The following is a 16,121-nucleotide window of genomic DNA, read 5'->3' as shown; positions in this document are numbered from 1 at the left end:
TAATTACGTATGTGTGTTTAAAATTAGGAATCAAACTTGAATTGTCTAAATTTATGTTAAAAGGGTATGTTTGATAATAGAAAACGATATTTAAAAAGAGGGGATACTATGTTGAAATCGACAGTACCGTATTTGTTTTTTAACGGTCAATGTAAAGACGCTTTGGCATTTTATAGTCAGGTGTTGAACGGAGAGATTAAAGATACAATGACGTACGGTGAAGCGAATGAAAGTGTTGCAGATGATCCTAATCGTATCATTCATGCCCAATTAGAAGTTGATGGTAACTTATTCATGCTGTCAGATATACCTAAAGATGATGATACAATGCTACAAGATAGAAATGTATATATTGTTTTAGAATTTGATAGTGAAGCGGCAGTCGAAGAAGCTTATGAACAATTGAAAGATGAAGGTAATGTTCAAATGGAGCTAGATACTATGTTTTGGGGAGCGAAATATGCCAAGTTGATTGATAAATATGATATCGGTTGGGATTTAAGTTACACATATCCACAATAACTTAAACTGCAATTGGAATAGAAATATTCACACACATGTATCTTAATCTGTTCAAACATAAAAAGATGTTTATTAAGGTATAACAGTATATAATTAAAATAAATGCATTTTCATTTTTGAAGATAGCACCTCAAGTTGCATTGCTATTTACTGCGATAACTTTAGGGCTGTACTTTCGAATGGATTTGCATTTTTTATTTTAAATGGCACGTCGTACTTTATCTATTAAAATAACTAAAAATTGAAAGCAGCGTTTTTCACGCTGCTTTCAACATAAAATTAGGCCTTCATTTTTTATAAGTACGAATGATTTTGGATTTGGCTATCATATATATGATCAATCCTGTAATCATGGCAATGGTTGCAGTCGTTGGGATTTGAGAACTTAAAGCTGTGATTTTAGGAAGTTCTTGGTGTGTCACAAAGGGAATAAGGTAATTATTGATGTTGAAAATTATAAACATAACAAATGCAAATAGGATACTGCCGTTACGTGCTTTTTTGATATATTTTTGGTATTCATCTTTAGAATCGACATCAAATAGGTCTACTTTTTTATTGTGAAGTGCGCGTGTGAGTAAGATTGAAGCCACCATCAATCCAATCAATGCAATGATACTAACAAATGGTATTTGTTGAAAATACATAGAGATAAAACAATCTAGTGCGGAAATCATCAATGTTCCCCAAAATATCCAGACATATAGTTTGGCATAGAGATTTAATAATACTTGCCGTTCATATTCATCAGTAAATCTATAGTTTGGAATTAAGCGAAGTGTTTTTTCATTATTCAAGATGATTGGCCTCCTATTCTATTAATTTTATGCGCGAATCTTTGTTAACTGTAAAGATGACAATCAATATAAAGGGTATATAGGTACTTATATTTAATAAATAACTAAAATTCATTGGATTTCCTGCAAGTAGTGGTGCGGTGATTGTTGCAGTCCCTAACATATAAATTAGGGCTATAACCAAGAAAATAATCCTTTTATTTCGTGTTTCTTTTAGTAGTTTATAATATGTATGTCGCTGATGTACTTCAATTTCAATAGCATCTGCACCGAGACGATTCATGCTCATTCTACAGAATAGAATAATAATTAACAGGGCACCACCAACGGTAAATGGTGATAAAAATTCTCGCTCTATATCAAGGAAAATAGATAAATAAACAAGTGCAAGTAACGTATATAAAGCAATAATTGAAATTTTTGCTAATGTTTTATCAATTTCATGTCGTTGATATTCATCAGGTGTATCAATTAAACCGGCGAAGTTTTGATATAACCATTTATCTCTTTTCTTCATCGTTATGAGCCTCCCAAAATAAATCGTTTAATGTAACATTTAATGATTGTGCAATATTGATACATAAATTTAATGATGGATTGTATTTATCATTTTCAATCATATTAATCGTTTGTCGTGAAACGCCTACGGAACGTGCAAGCGCAAGTTGAGATATTTGTTGTTGACTGCGAAAGTATTTAACTTTATTCAATTTAAATCATCACTTCTTTCTGATGTGTCAAATATATATGACATAACTTTTTTCGTCAAGATAATATAAAAAATAATAAATCTTTATATATTAAATAAAGCGCGATATATAAAATGTTTCTAAAAACAAGCGGGGTAGAAATCATTTGATAAAATTTGATTTCTACCCCGTTTGGGATTGTATATGACAGTTCAGCGTTGAATGTGTCATACCTTGGCAACAACATCACACCGTATTCATTTGGCGTTATTTTTAAGAAGGTTAATGACCATTTTGATGATGGCTTTTATTTATCTTTTGTTTGTCGCAGTGAGATTATTAAATAATGTTGAGTGCAAATTTACTAAGATTGCTATTGTACATGATAATGTATTGTGGCGGTAAGTATAACAACTTCATTATTTGGGTTATAGTAACCATGAGCTACATCACTATTAAAACGAAAAGCTTGGTTACTGCTAATTGTATAAGATGTTTGTTCGACTTCAATATTTAAAGTGCCTGAATTAACAATGATAAACTCTTCAGATTGTAAATGATGAGGATCAGAAATCATTTTACCACCTGGTTGAATTACCATTTTAAACATTTCAAAATGCTTTCTATCATCGTAAGGAAAATACGGAAAGATCTTAACTTTATCTTCAACAATAGGAATAATGTCAGATTCATCTACGAAGTTTATATGTTCTTGTCTTGTTGATGTCAGTTGTGACAGAGGTAAATGAAGTCCATTGGCAATCTTCCATAATGTTGTAATTGTTGGATTAGATGCGCCTTTTTCAATTTGACTTAGCATGTTTTTACTAACGCCAGTTAGGTTAGCCATTTTATCTAAACTAAGCTGATGTTTACTACGATAAGTTGCTAAATTTTTGGCAATAATATTTTGAATATGATACACGTGAATCGCTCCTATTTACATTATAACGTACATATTGTACCATATGTAATGTTGTTTAGAAAATTTATGATGTAAGGTGAGCAAAATGGAAAATTATAGAAAAGTAAAACCGTTTAATTGGCTTTTATTTATCGGTGTCTTATTAGTGGGTGCAAATCTAAGGGCGCCAATTACTTCAATCGGAGTTGCGTTGCCTGATATAAAAAATGATTTGGCGATGTCTAACAGTGCAGTTAGTGTAATTACAGTCGTCCCGTTGATTGCATTCGCAATTATTTCGCTATTTGCAGCAAAAACCAGTTATCACTTTGGATTAGAGCGTACAATTTTTGTGGCTTTATGGCTAATACTGATTGGTGTAATCGTACGTTCTATCACAGGTGTTTCGTGGTTATATATAGGTACCATTCTTATCGGTGTCGGTATAGGTTTTGGTAATGTACTTGCCCCAGCAGTGATCAAAGCGAAATTCCCATTACATATAGGTGTGATGACAGGCTATTATACTGTCGTTATGAACGTGTTTGGAGGATTATCATCATATGGAACGGCGCCAGTCGTCAAAGCATTTAATTATAATATTGCTATTAGTGCGATTGGTGTCATTACATTGATTACCATTATAATATGGGCGTTTCAATTAAAGCATAAGGAAGAAACAACGGCCTCATTACCAAAAGAGAGTGTCAATGTTTGGAAGTCGCCATTATCATGGCAAATAACGATATTGATGGGCGGACAGTCACTTATTTTTTATTCTCTAATCAATTGGCTGCCAGCATATTTATCTCAAAGTGGTATGTCTATCAGTGAAGCCGGGATGTATTTATCAATTATGCAAATCTCCATCATCCCATTAACATTTATTACACCTATATTTGCTACCAAAATGAAATCACAGTTTTTATTAACTTTTATCACTGGTTTATGTTTTGTGGTGGGTGTTTCAATAATGCTATTTTCACCACAACTTGCTTTAATTGCTACGATTTTAATTGGTGTTGCAAGTGGCTTAGCGTTTGGACTTGTTAATACATTCTTTAGTTTAAGAACAGAACATAGTCAAACGTCAGCAAAGTTATCTGGTATGGCTCAATCTGTGGGTTATCTTTTTGCAGCTATAGGTCCTTTATTATTTGGTATATTACACGATGTTACAGGTCAATGGATCGGTTCATTAAGTATTTTATTAATCACTGCACTATTAATCACATTATTCGGCTCACAAGCAGGGCGTAATCGAACAATAGAAAAAACAATAGAACAATAGACAGTATCATTCAAATATTGTACGATATTTTACAACATGCTTTGTTTTTCTATGAGTTTTAAAATTAATTGGATTTGATAAGTTGAGCTACATTAATAGTCACATAGATGACTTATGTAGTCTTCATTAAAATCTAAAAGAAACGATGAGGTGTCATTATGCAACTTATTTTTGATCCAAGTGTAAGCCCGATTTATCGAGGTATACTTGCGTTTTTCTTTGTTATTAATATAGCACTTGCCTTTATTATTGTATTCTTAGATAGAGATCGCAGAGATGCTACAGCAACTTGGGCATGGTTATTTCTACTATTTGTAGTACCTATTTTAGGCTTTATTATTTATATATTCTTTGGTCGAGCAGTGCGAAAAAAACGTGAACAAGGCTTTCACCATAATCAGATAGATGACATGAAAGAACGAATGAAAACACAGTTATCAGATGCTACCAACAAGATTAATCATTCAGATAACCGATTAGTTAAAAAACATGCAGATATTGTAAATACATTGCTAACGAAAGAACCAACATTTTTAAGTTACGATAATAATGTCGACATTTATACTGATGGTCATGCGCTATTTGACCAAATGAAAGAAGATTTACGCAATGCGAAATCGTATATTCATTTAGAGTATTATGTTTTGAAATTAGATAAGTTGGGCTCTGAAATTGTCGATATTTTGCAACAAAAGGCTGAAGAAGGATTGGAAGTTAAAATACTTTATGATGCAGTAGGATCTAAAACGGTACATAAATCAAAATTCAAAAACTTCCAAGAAGCTGGTGGACAAGTAGAGGCTTTCTTCCAAGCTAAAATTCCATTAATAAATTTCAGACTAAACAATAGAAATCACCGTAAAATTTTAGTGATTGATGGTATGACTGGTTATGTGGGTGGATTTAATATTGGTGATGAATATTTAGGTTTAGATGAAAAATTTGGCTATTGGCGTGACACACATTTAAGAGTTAAAGGTGATGGCGTTGACGCGTTACAGCTCAGTTTTATCCACGATTGGAATTCTCAATCACACCGTGAACAATTGGAATATAATGATAAGTATTTCCCAGACAATGCAAATCAAGGTGGAGATGTGCCGATGCAAATTGCACTTGGTGCCCCAAGTGATAACTGGCATCAGATAGAGTTTGGCTATATGAAAATGATCATGAACGCCAAAGAATCAATTTATATGCACAGTCCGTATTTTATACCAGATAAAGGTTATATCAATGCATTGCGTATAGCTGCAAAAGCTGGGGTAGACGTGCGGTTAATTATTCCTAATAAACCAGACCATATTTTTGTGTACTGGGCCACAATTACAAGTGTCGCGCAGTTGATTAGAGATGGTGTCAAAGTTTATACGTATGAAAATGGATTTATTCATTCAAAAATGATGATTATTGATGATGAAGTAGCAAGTGTAGGCTCATCAAATATGGACATACGTAGTTTTGAATTAAATTTTGAAATTAATGCATTTATGTATGATGCAAACATTGTCAAAGAACTTAAAGCAGCATTTATAGAAGATATGAAAGTATCTAAGGAATTAACAGAAGAACGCTATGAACAGCGATCAAATTGGATTAAGTTCAAACAATCGATCGCTAAATTAGCGTCACCAATTCTATAAAATATAAAGCATATTGAAGTGGCAAGTTCTAAGACTGTATGTATTTATCAATGCAACTATCGATCGTGGTGCCACTGGAGTTCCAATAACATATTATAATTTTCCAACCATAAGATTGGTCTGATGAGGACGGTGACATGGAATCAAATTTACGTTTTGATTTCTATACCGTCCTCATTTTCATTATAATGAGTGATATGAGAAAACTGGAGAACAGATGATGTGAAAAAAGGGGGGATTGAATGCAACGGGAAAGCGGTCAATTCATTTATCGTCAATTATATAGCCAATTAAAAGAAGATATTCTCGCATTCAAATATGAAAGTCATGAAAAGTTACCTTCCAAAAGAGATATGTCACAACATTTAAATATTAGTGTGAATAGTGTAAAAGCAGCATATGAACAGCTACTGGCTGAGGGATATATTTATACTGAAGAGCGGAAGGGTTATTTTATTGAGCCATTAGAAAAATTGATCATTGATCCAAATGCACAAATATCTTTGAATGTTCAAGAACAGCAAATTGAAGATGCATACGATTATTCATTTTCTCATATGAGTACCGATATATCAGCGTTTCCAGTAGAGGTATGGACTAAACTCGTTAAACGTGTATTTGAAAATTATGATCATGAATTATCTTCAATACCTCAAATTAAAGGACCAATAGAATTAAGACAATCGATTGCCAAATTAGTGTCTTATCAAAGAGGTATCCAATGTCATCCGGAACAAATTGTCATTGGATCAGGCACTAATATACTGTTAACCAAATTGATTCAATTATTACCAGATGAAATTAAGATTGCAGTGGAAAATCCAGGGTACTCAAGGTTTAGAACACTAATCCGTCAAACAACTGCACAGTTAAAACCGATTGCTTTAGACCATAAGGGGATATCTATTGAAGCAATTAAACAAGCTCAACCTGATGCTACGATAGTGACACCATCGCATCAATTTCCAATGGGAATCATCATGCCTGTGTCGCGTCGTATTGATCTTTTGAACTGGGCAAGTCAAACACAAAGTTACATCATAGAAGATGACTATGATAGTGAGTTTAAATATGAAACAGATAATATCCCCTCACTGTTTAGTTTTGATAAAAATGAACGCGTGATATACTTAGGTACATTTTCAAAAACGCTAATGCCAGGATTGCGCATGAGTTATATGATTTTGCCAATTAATTTAGTAAAACAATTTGATCACTATAATTTAAATATGATTCCTGACTTTTCAACGATTCACGCACTTACATTAAATTTAATGATCAAAGAAGGCTACTATGAAAAATATGTAAAAAAGATGCATCAAATATATGGAAAGAAACGAGAAACACTCATCACACATCTATCCAATACCTTTACAAATAATATTCGAATCAAAGATACGCGAGCAGGTTTACATTTTATTGTAGAAGTTAACACCCCCTTTTCCTACCAAGAAATTGAATCACGAGCTAAAGAAATGAAACTTGAACTTTATACACTAAATCGATTTTCTGTGAAAGCGCTTGAAAAAAATAGTTCATATAAAACACTGATTATAGGATTTTAAAAAATCAAGCAAGAGCAGATTCCTCAGGCAGTACAGAGATTAAAAGAAGTCATTTGGGAATAATCTGGTTCCATTAAATTGTCATAACTGGTACTTTACACTGTACCAATAATCCCTTAAATTTTAGAAAACTACAGGTCTTATGTAGAAGCAAAGAGGAGGGGTTATTGATGACAAATCAATTTGAAAGCTATAAGAGACAACGTGATAAGTATGTAGCACGTGGTGTTGGGAATGGTAATCTGCATGTTGCAGATCATGCACAAGGTGCTACGATCACAGATGTAGAAGGTGAACGTTTCATAGATTTTGCGGGAGCAATTGGTACATTAAACGTTGGACACACACACCCTAAGATAACCAAACATTTAAAAGAACAACTAGACAACTTTATACATCCTGGCTTCAATGTCATTATGTATAAAAGCTATCTCAACTTAGCTCAAAAATTAACAGAGATTACACCTGGTGATTTTGATAAAAAAGTGATTTTACTTAATTCAGGTGCAGAAGCTGTAGAGAATGCAGTGAAAATTGCTAGGAAACACACTGGAAGGCAATCAGTTGTTTCCTTTGTAAGAGGTTTTCATGGACGTACAAATTTAACAATGTCTATGACAAGTAAAGTAAGGCCTTATAAACTTGGATTTGGCCCATTTGCACCAGAGGTTTACCAAGCGCCATACCCTAATATTTCAGAAAAATCCGAATACTTATCTGAAGCAGCCTATATTGATCAAATGATTGATAAGTTACATGATTTTTTCATAGAGACTGTAGATCCTAGTGAAGTAGCTTGTATCGTGATGGAACCAGTCCAAGGAGAAGGCGGATTTATTATTCCGGATAAAAAATTCGTGAAAGCAGTTAAAAAAATATGTGAAGCGCATGACATTATTTTTGTAGCAGATGAAATTCAAACAGGTTTTGCACGAACAGGTAAAACATTTGCGATTGAACATTTTGATATAGAACCCGATTTAATAACTGTGTCTAAATCATTGGCTGCAGGATTTCCATTAAGCGGTGTAGTTGGAAAAGCGGAAATTATAGACAGTGCATCTCCTGGAGAACTAGGTGGCACATATGCTGGAAATCCCTTAGCTTGTGAAGCTGCTTTAAAAGTCATTGAAATCATTGAAGAAGAAGACTTAAACAAAAAAGCAGAACAAATTGGAAAACAACTTGAAAGTTTTTTATATCGCAGTGCAGAACAATATTCATTTATCACAAACATTCGTAGACTTGGTGCTATGGTTGCCTGTGAAATCATCGATGATCAAACCGGTCAGCCCAATAAAGCATTGACTGGAAAAATTATTCAAACAGCGAATGCAAATGGTTTGTTATTATTATCTGCTGGTATTAAAGGTAATGTTTTACGATTCTTAACACCGCTTGTTATTACAGACGATGAATTACAACAAGGATTAGAAATATTGTCTGAAACATTTGAAAAAGTGAGTATAGGGGAAGCACATCTGGACGCTTAAAATTTTATTTTTAAATAACGGGTATAGTTAAGTCATACCTCATAACAAAAATAAATGTAAAGGAGAGAACAATAATGAGTCAATTAGAAGTTTATAATCCTTCTACCAATGAAATTATAGAACGTTTAAACTACACAAGTCATGATGAAATCCATTCACAAATTGAACGTGCACGTACAGCATTTGAAGAATGGAAATTAGTTGATGCACACGAACGTTCAGCAAAGTTATATCAATGGGGGAAACTCATTGATGAACATCAGGATGAACTGGCGAAGCTTATTACACTTGAAGGTGGAAAACCTTTAGCAGAAGCTAAAGGGGAAGTCATATATGCGAATGCTTATGTAAAATGGTATGCGGAAGAGGCTAAGAGAGTATATGGACGTACGATACCTGCCAATACGTCATCTAAGAAAATAGTGATTGATAAATTTCCGGTAGGTGTAGTAGGGGCGATAACACCTTGGAATTTCCCGGCAGCGATGATAACGCGTAAAATGGCGCCTGCATTAGCTGCTGGATGCACAATCATTTGTAAACCTGCTGTCAAAACACCTTTAACAACCATTAAACTAGTTGCACTAGCACATGAAGCCGGCATACCCAAAGATGCGATATCCTATATTATTGCGTCTGGTAAAGATGCAGGTGATATCTTCACCACACATAAACTGATTAATAAAGTGACATTTACTGGATCGACTGCTGTTGGAAAATCACTGATTGAACAGTCAGCGCAAAGTGTGAAAAATGTAACGATGGAGCTAGGTGGTTTAGCCCCTTTAATTGTGCATAAAGATGCTGATATTGAAGCAGCTGTAGAAGGTACGATTGCTTCTAAGTTTAGAAATGCAGGGCAAACATGTATCTGCGCGAATCGTATTTTTGTACATCGAGATATTGCTGATCAATACACAAACCGTTTGATTGAGAAAGTCAACGAACTTTCTGTTGGTGATGGTCTGCAAAAGGATGTAAACATAGGACCACTTATTGATAAAGCTGCAGTTGAAAAAGTGATGACACATATTACAGATGCACAAGCTAAAGGTGGGAAATTATCACGGTCAGTAGATGAAATACAAGCGTTAAAAGGAAATTTCCTAAAACCAGTGGTTATCTCTAATGTGAATTTAGATATGAAAGTAATGCATGAAGAAACTTTCGGTCCAGTTGCACCGGTTATGGTTTATGAAGATTTAGATGAAGCAATAAAAATGGCAAACGATACAGAATTTGGCTTAGCTTCTTACTTCTTCACAAATGATTATCGTACAGGATTAAAACTTTATAATGAGTTAGAATATGGTGTTGTTGGGTGGAATGATGGTGGTCCTTCAGCTGCTCATGCACCATTTGGTGGTTTGAAAGAAAGTGGTTATGGCAGAGAAGGTGGCACTGAAGGTATAGAGCCATACTTAGAAACAAAATATTTATCCATAGGTATTTAAAGTGCCAGTTAGAAAGCACTGGTTGTAAATAAAGCAAAACGTATGAATCTAAACGAACAAGAAAGTGATGATTAGATTGAAACTAATATAGAAAATTTAAGCTCATTCACTTTTAATTCAATGAATGTTATGGGGTATGTAAAATGAAATCTCAATTTAATAAGACGATGAATATTGTTGATGTCTTATTTCTGGCAATCGGCGCAATGCTTGGATGGGGCTGGGTCGTATTATCAGGAGAATGGGTATCAACAGCTGGTTTTGTAGGAAGTGTTGTGGCATTTTTACTCGGTGGATTTTTAGTCATTGTCATCGGACTTACATATGCAGAATTAGCTGCAGCAATTCCAGAAACTGGCGGCGGTTTTGTATTTGTTAAAAAAGCTTTTTCACCAGGCGTTGCCTTTATATCAGGTTGGTCCGTATTATTTGGCTATGTTTCAGTTATTACATTTGAAGCGGTCGCATTGCCCACAGTGATCGACTATGTTATTCCATTTCAACATCAAGGATTGATGTGGAATATCGCGGGGTGGGATGTATACTTCACATGGGTTATCATTGGCTCAATTGGAAGTGTCATTTTAACTTCACTTAATTATTTTGGTGTAAAGCCTGCAGCAATCATGCAAACAGTTTTCACAATTTTTATTGTAGGCGTTGGCTTATTACTTGTATTTGGTGCAGGATTTAATGGTAATTTCAACAATTTACAGCCATTTGAAAATGGTATTGGTGGAACGATGTCTGTATTAATGATGATTCCATTTCTGTTTGTGGGCTTTGATGTCATCCCACAAATTGCAGAAGAAGTTAAAGCACCTGCGAAAAAAATTGGCGGTATTTTAATATTATCAATTATCGCTTCTGTGATTTTTTATCTGCTCATTGTATTTGGTGTAGCAACAGGTTTATCACCTAAAGCTCTAAGCAACAGTAATTTGGCGACAGCAGATGCAATGGCTAACTTATTTGGTCATAGTGGATTTGGCGTCTTGCTCGTATTAGGTGGCGTAGCTGGTATTATTACAAGTTGGAATGCTTTTATTATTGGTGGTAGTAGAATTCTGTATGCTATGGCGAAAAATCACATGATTCCTAAATGGTTTGCATTTATTCATCCTAAATATAAGACACCTACACATGGTATTTTGTTTCTTGGTATCTTAGCGTTTGTTGCACCACTTTTAGGTAGAGCAGCACTTGTATGGATTGTTAATGCTGGTGGTATTGGTGTGGTATTAGGGTATTTACTTGTAGCGATTTCTTTTATGAAGTTACGCAAAGTGCAACCTGATTTAGCTAGACCCTATCGTATAAAGAATGGAAAACTCGTTGGTAGTATTGCTATTGTTTTAAGCGTTTTGTTTATAGTCATTTATTTACCAGGTATGCCATCATCGTTAGCATGGCCTTCCGAATGGCTTATCGTATTGACTTGGTATGCAATCGCAGCAATTTTATATGTAACACAAACAAGAAAAGCTACTGCAAATGTCCCTGTAAACGCACGTGTGGATAAAGAGTAGAGTGAGATTGAAAATATATTTATCATTACATTGATTTAGAGGAACATAAATAAATCCTGGGACGTGTAAATTGTCTCAGGATTTGTTTTATATTGTATGTCGTTGCTATTTTGCAATGTGAATCAGTTGGTCACCAGGACGTATCCATTGTTTTTTAAAACAAATTCTATAAAGAAAGAAACTGATAATGGCTGGCAATAAAATGTGGAAAGTAAGAATTAAGGACCAAGTCTGTATAGAGCCACCCATTGTATTGATAGTCATAATTTGACCGATGAAGCCGCTTGTGCCCATACCAGCACCTGCAGCATTATTTGTCATAGGGAAGCATGTTGTCATAATAGGTGCAACAATAGCGCTTGTAAGAGTAGGTGGTAGTAAAATCATTGGATGTTTAATGATATTTGGGACTTGCAACATACTTGTACCAATACCTACAGAAAGCACACCACCCCAACCATTATCTTTATAGCCAGTAACTGCAAAACCAACCATTTGTGATGCACAACCAATTGTTGCTGCGCCTGCAGCGAGGCCATTCAAATCTAACATCAACGCTAAAGCTGCACTTGAGATCGGTGCAGTTAAAGCTAAACCAAAGATAACAGAGACTAAGATACCCATGATGAATGGTTGTTGATCCGTGGATGCAATGATAATTTTGCCTAAGCCTGTCATAAATTGATTTAATGCTGGTCCAAAAGCCTTTGCAATAAAACCACCAATTAATATCGTTAGTAGTGGAGATAAAATGATGTCGATTTTTGTTTTGCCAGCATATAATCTACTCAGTTCAACAACGGTGACTGTAGCGATATAAGCGCCCACTGGACCACCATCAAAAGTTGTATAACCTAATGTACCTACGATAACACTAGAAAATGTAACGAGTGGTTTTGCGCCTAAACCGTAAGCTATCGCCACACCAATAGCGGCACCAGTCATGGACATTGCTACTTGACCGATTGCTGATAAAAATGTCAGATTTAATTGTGGTAATAATGTTTGTTCTCCAAGCGTTTCTAAAATCAATCCGATAATCAAAGAGCCAAATAACCCTAAAGCCATATAACTTAGCGCTTCAATGATCCATCTATGTAGATAATTTTTCATACTTCCTCCCCTTAAAACCATTGATAATTAGCAAATTAATATAATTATATAGTTTGTCGTGGTTTATAGCTAGTCTATTTAAGGATTTCTTAAAAACTTACATTAAACATGCTTGCTGAAAAATATTGAAAACATTAAGGAATAGTCTCAGTGAGCACATGTTATTTCAAATGCAGTATTCGATTTTTTATGATAAAAAAATGCGTTAGTTAGATTGAGTATAGCAAGATAAGTAATATTGACTGAGGTGTGTAAGACGTTATTACAAATTGCATTTAAACATTGTTATATAAAAACACACCCTGACATTAAAGATCAGGGTGTGTGTTAAGCTTTATTTTTGCCATGTTTCCTGGGAAATATAAAGCTATTGCTGAATGGTTATTAAGCTTTGTTTACTGATGCATCATAGATAGAATCGATTGTATCTGCTAAAATTTTATCAAATTCTTCATCTGATTGATTGACATTTAAGTCATTGATTAATGCACGAGAGAAACTAGCAATTAAGTCTTTGTTTTGTTTTAAAACTTCGTTAGCATGTTCTCTACTATAACCACCGGATAAAGCAACGACACGAACCACATTAGGGTGTGCGATTAATTCTTGATATTGGTTAGCTTTAGTTGGGATTGTTAATTTTAACATTACGAGTTCATCGTCATTTAATTTATTTAGCTCAGCTAATATTGCACTTGATAAGTATGATTCAATCTCTGCTTTGTTATCAGCATTGATATTTACCTCTGGTTCGATAATTGGGACCAATCCAGCAGAGATGATTTGTTTTCCAATTTCGAATTGTTGTTGTACAACTTGGTCAATACCAGTTTTATTAAATTCTAAAATATTAGAACGCATTTTTGTACCGAAAATTTTATGATCATTTGCACGGTTTAATAATTTATCTAAATCTGGAATTGGCTTCATTAATTGCACGCCGTTTTGTTCTTCAGCTAAGCCTTTATCAACTTTTAAGAAAGGAACGACACCTTTATCAGCTAAATAGTCACCAGTATGTTTACCTTCTACCTCACGGTCCATCGTTTGTTCGAAAAGAATTGCACCAATGATTTTATCTGAACTGAATGCAGGTGATGAAACAATTCGTGTACGCATATCATGTACAAGTTTAAACATTTCATCTTCACTGTTATATTGATCTTCAGTTACACCATAGTCACTTAATGCTTTAGGTGTACTGCCACCACTTTGGTCTAATGCAGCAATGAATCCTTTGCCGTTTTTCACTTTATCAAATTGTTCTTTATTCATTCTTACCACTCCTTTTGCTTTTATTCATATATAGTATGATAAAAATTAGGTGTCAACGCAAGTTGTAGGCTCTATGTGAAACGAATTATTCATATTTTAATATGGTTAGCAATGTTGTATGTTTCATAATCATTTATTACTTCGTTAATGCTATTAAAAATATAGGTGTTGGATTATAAAATTCATCATGTGATTGATAAATGCGTTTATGAATGGTCGTATCTACATGGATGGGTTTCGTATTTATTTGCTTAAGGATATTTAAATCGTATTGAGGGCGGTCGTAGTGATTAATTGAAATACTTTGCTTTATATTTTCACTCTCTGCTAACATCGTGTCTCCTAAAGTATGATGCGCGTGGTGATTAGGTATATCACTATAATCTGTAAAAGCATCGTTGCCATAATCTCCATCGATATTAATGAGTGTAGCATTTGGTTTTAAAACGCGTAACCATTCTTGGTAGGCAGCTTTTGTATCTGGTAATAACCATGTAACATTTCTAGAAATGACTAGGTCAAAATACGCATCGTCAAAATGTAAATGTTCAGCATCCATGACTTGAAAGTTGACATTTATATTAAAACGTAATGCATTTTGCTTAGCAGATTGAATCATTTCAGGGGAAAGGTCAATACCAGTAACTTGTGCACCTTGTTGTTGACATAGAATTGCTAGAAAACCTGCGCCTGTGCCAATGTCTAAGATTTTTATACCGGGTTCGATTGTTATAATTTGGTTTATTTCAGATAGCCATCTTTCTGCGTGCACACTTTTAAGTTCTGCTTGCTTGTCTTTGCTAAAAGAAGTCGCACGCTTATTCCAATAATTAATGATTTTATTTTTGTTCATGTTAAATACCTCATTTATTATAAATACATTATATATGAATTATAAGCTATTTTAGTTAAAAAGTATGGGATTAATAGTTTTGCAAAAAGAAAAACGGGACAGGAATCGCTTGTAAAGCATGATTTCTGTCCCGTTCTTTATGTGCGTTTTTCTAATTACTTACGTGGTAATCCGTATTGATTAACTACTTTATCACTATCGGTAATCATGTAAAAGAAAGCGACAATATTTAAAATGAAGAAAATAATGCTACTAATGCCGAAAATAACTGCTAAAATATTGAAAAATAAGCCGTCACCAGATGGGATAAATGAGGCAATTAAAAATAACACGGAAAAGACGCCAAATATAATTGGAAAAGTCATCGTCCGACCAATATCATGCATGCGTCTTGTAGCCACTGAAAAATCAGGAATAAAGATAATAATTGTAAATAAAGCGCTAATTGCGTCACTTATCGACGTTGGTATTTTGAAAATATAGTCTAATAGTATAGCCAATAGAATAGTGATTAATATATTGACTAAAAATGGAAACCACAATTCTTTTCTTCTAGCACGCCCTTTAAAATCAAGCGCATTTTTCCAATACAATTTATAATAATGCCACATGATATAAACTCCCTTTGTTAAATATTGAGAATTACCAATATTATTTTTTAAAAAATAAAGTATATTGAAACTTAATTGTGTGTTGAATTTACTATAGAAAAAGGAAAATAGCAACTGTTCGAAAAAATATAAAAATAATATTAATACATAAATAACGCATAATAATACAAAAAGAAAGTTTGTTCCGTTCGTTAATTTCGTTAAATTTAAACTTAACACTGTGATTGTAACGATTTTAGAGACTGTGACTAATAGAAATATTATATATTTATTCATCTTTTGTGTTTGTGTTTTTTGAATGCAATTTGCATTATTATTAAAAGTTCGTTAGGCTCATGTTTGTAATTTAATAAATGGTTTTGCTAAAAAATTATAGTGATTA

At 33.8% G+C, this 16,121-nt stretch carries 15 protein-coding genes; 7 read left to right on the top strand and 8 right to left on the bottom strand.

From position 1 onward, the window contains the following. Positions 1-108 precede the first annotated feature (108 nt). On the top strand, positions 109-522 hold the full coding sequence (locus tag KA833_RS01670; protein WP_046206609.1) for a VOC family protein: 414 nt from the start codon (positions 109-111) through the stop codon (positions 520-522). Positions 523-809: 287 nt separating this feature from the next. On the opposite strand, the gene KA833_RS01665 is transcribed toward KA833_RS01670, so the two are convergent. The 4 genes from KA833_RS01665 to KA833_RS01650 form a co-directional block, all read right to left on the bottom strand. Further along, on the bottom strand, positions 810-1,319 hold the full coding sequence (locus KA833_RS01665; RefSeq protein ID WP_070658051.1) for a DUF3278 domain-containing protein: 510 nt from the start codon (positions 1,317-1,319) through the stop codon (positions 810-812). Between the two features lie 13 nt (positions 1,320-1,332). Next, positions 1,333-1,836 (bottom strand): hypothetical protein, encoded by a 504-nt coding sequence (locus tag KA833_RS01660; RefSeq protein ID WP_070658050.1) that lies wholly within the window; start codon positions 1,834-1,836, stop codon positions 1,333-1,335. Continuing rightward, positions 1,820-2,029, bottom strand: coding sequence for a helix-turn-helix transcriptional regulator (locus tag KA833_RS01655; protein WP_210128305.1), 210 nt, complete (start codon positions 2,027-2,029; stop codon positions 1,820-1,822). The genes KA833_RS01660 and KA833_RS01655 overlap by 17 nt, the downstream gene beginning before the upstream one ends. A 352-nt stretch (positions 2,030-2,381) precedes the next feature. Further along, positions 2,382-2,933: a helix-turn-helix domain-containing protein gene (locus KA833_RS01650; protein ID WP_070658048.1), complete on the bottom strand. Its 552-nt coding sequence runs from the start codon at positions 2,931-2,933 to the stop codon at positions 2,382-2,384. Positions 2,934-3,018: 85 nt separating this feature from the next. Between KA833_RS01650 and KA833_RS01645 the strand changes: the two genes are divergently transcribed. The 6 genes from KA833_RS01645 (at position 3,019) to KA833_RS01620 (ending at position 11,887) form a co-directional block, all read left to right on the top strand. Further along, positions 3,019-4,203, top strand: coding sequence for a CynX/NimT family MFS transporter (locus tag KA833_RS01645; protein WP_070658046.1), 1,185 nt, complete (start codon positions 3,019-3,021; stop codon positions 4,201-4,203). Positions 4,204-4,361: 158 nt separating this feature from the next. Continuing rightward, positions 4,362-5,846 (top strand): cardiolipin synthase, encoded by a 1,485-nt coding sequence (cls, locus tag KA833_RS01640; RefSeq protein ID WP_070037132.1) that lies wholly within the window; start codon positions 4,362-4,364, stop codon positions 5,844-5,846. A gap of 242 nt (positions 5,847-6,088) precedes the next feature. Next, the gene (gene gabR, locus KA833_RS01635) at positions 6,089-7,411 is read left to right on the top strand and encodes a MocR-like transcriptional regulator GabR (RefSeq protein ID WP_245336251.1); all 1,323 of its coding nucleotides are present in this window, start codon (positions 6,089-6,091) and stop codon (positions 7,409-7,411) included. 170 nt (positions 7,412-7,581) lie between these two features. After that, positions 7,582-8,904: a 4-aminobutyrate--2-oxoglutarate transaminase gene (gene gabT / locus KA833_RS01630; RefSeq protein ID WP_210128306.1), complete on the top strand. Its 1,323-nt coding sequence runs from the start codon at positions 7,582-7,584 to the stop codon at positions 8,902-8,904. A gap of 74 nt (positions 8,905-8,978) precedes the next feature. Beyond that, positions 8,979-10,358, top strand: a complete 1,380-nt coding sequence (locus tag KA833_RS01625; RefSeq protein ID WP_070658041.1) for an NAD-dependent succinate-semialdehyde dehydrogenase — start codon at positions 8,979-8,981, stop codon at positions 10,356-10,358. A 143-nt stretch (positions 10,359-10,501) separates the two neighbouring features. Further along, complete coding sequence (locus tag KA833_RS01620) at positions 10,502-11,887, top strand: APC family permease (protein WP_210128307.1); 1,386 nt, start codon at positions 10,502-10,504, stop codon at positions 11,885-11,887. Positions 11,888-11,992: 105 nt separating this feature from the next. Here KA833_RS01620 and KA833_RS01615 read toward each other — a convergent pair whose 3' ends face one another. The 4 genes from KA833_RS01615 to KA833_RS01600 all read right to left on the bottom strand — a co-directional run bounded on the left by KA833_RS01615 (position 11,993) and on the right by KA833_RS01600 (position 15,739). Next, positions 11,993-13,000, bottom strand: coding sequence for a PTS sugar transporter subunit IIC (locus KA833_RS01615; protein WP_210128308.1), 1,008 nt, complete (start codon positions 12,998-13,000; stop codon positions 11,993-11,995). Between the two features lie 384 nt (positions 13,001-13,384). Continuing rightward, entirely contained in the window at positions 13,385-14,275 is an 891-nt protein-coding gene (locus tag KA833_RS01610; protein ID WP_046206621.1) for a fructose bisphosphate aldolase, read from the bottom strand. Between the two features lie 136 nt (positions 14,276-14,411). Next, positions 14,412-15,128: a class I SAM-dependent methyltransferase gene (locus KA833_RS01605; RefSeq protein ID WP_210128309.1), complete on the bottom strand. Its 717-nt coding sequence runs from the start codon at positions 15,126-15,128 to the stop codon at positions 14,412-14,414. A gap of 155 nt (positions 15,129-15,283) precedes the next feature. After that, positions 15,284-15,739 carry a DUF805 domain-containing protein gene (locus KA833_RS01600; RefSeq protein ID WP_064209166.1) on the bottom strand — a complete coding sequence of 152 codons (456 nt, stop codon included), beginning with the start codon at positions 15,737-15,739 and terminating at the stop codon, positions 15,284-15,286. Between the last annotated feature and the right edge of the window lie 382 nt (positions 15,740-16,121).

It is taken from the genome of Staphylococcus sp. GDY8P67P, assembly GCF_017892545.1.
Taxonomy (GTDB): domain Bacteria; phylum Bacillota; class Bacilli; order Staphylococcales; family Staphylococcaceae; genus Staphylococcus; species Staphylococcus ureilyticus.
The sequence above is the reverse complement of the archived record's forward strand: the minus strand, read 5'-3'. Positions and strand labels throughout refer to the sequence as shown.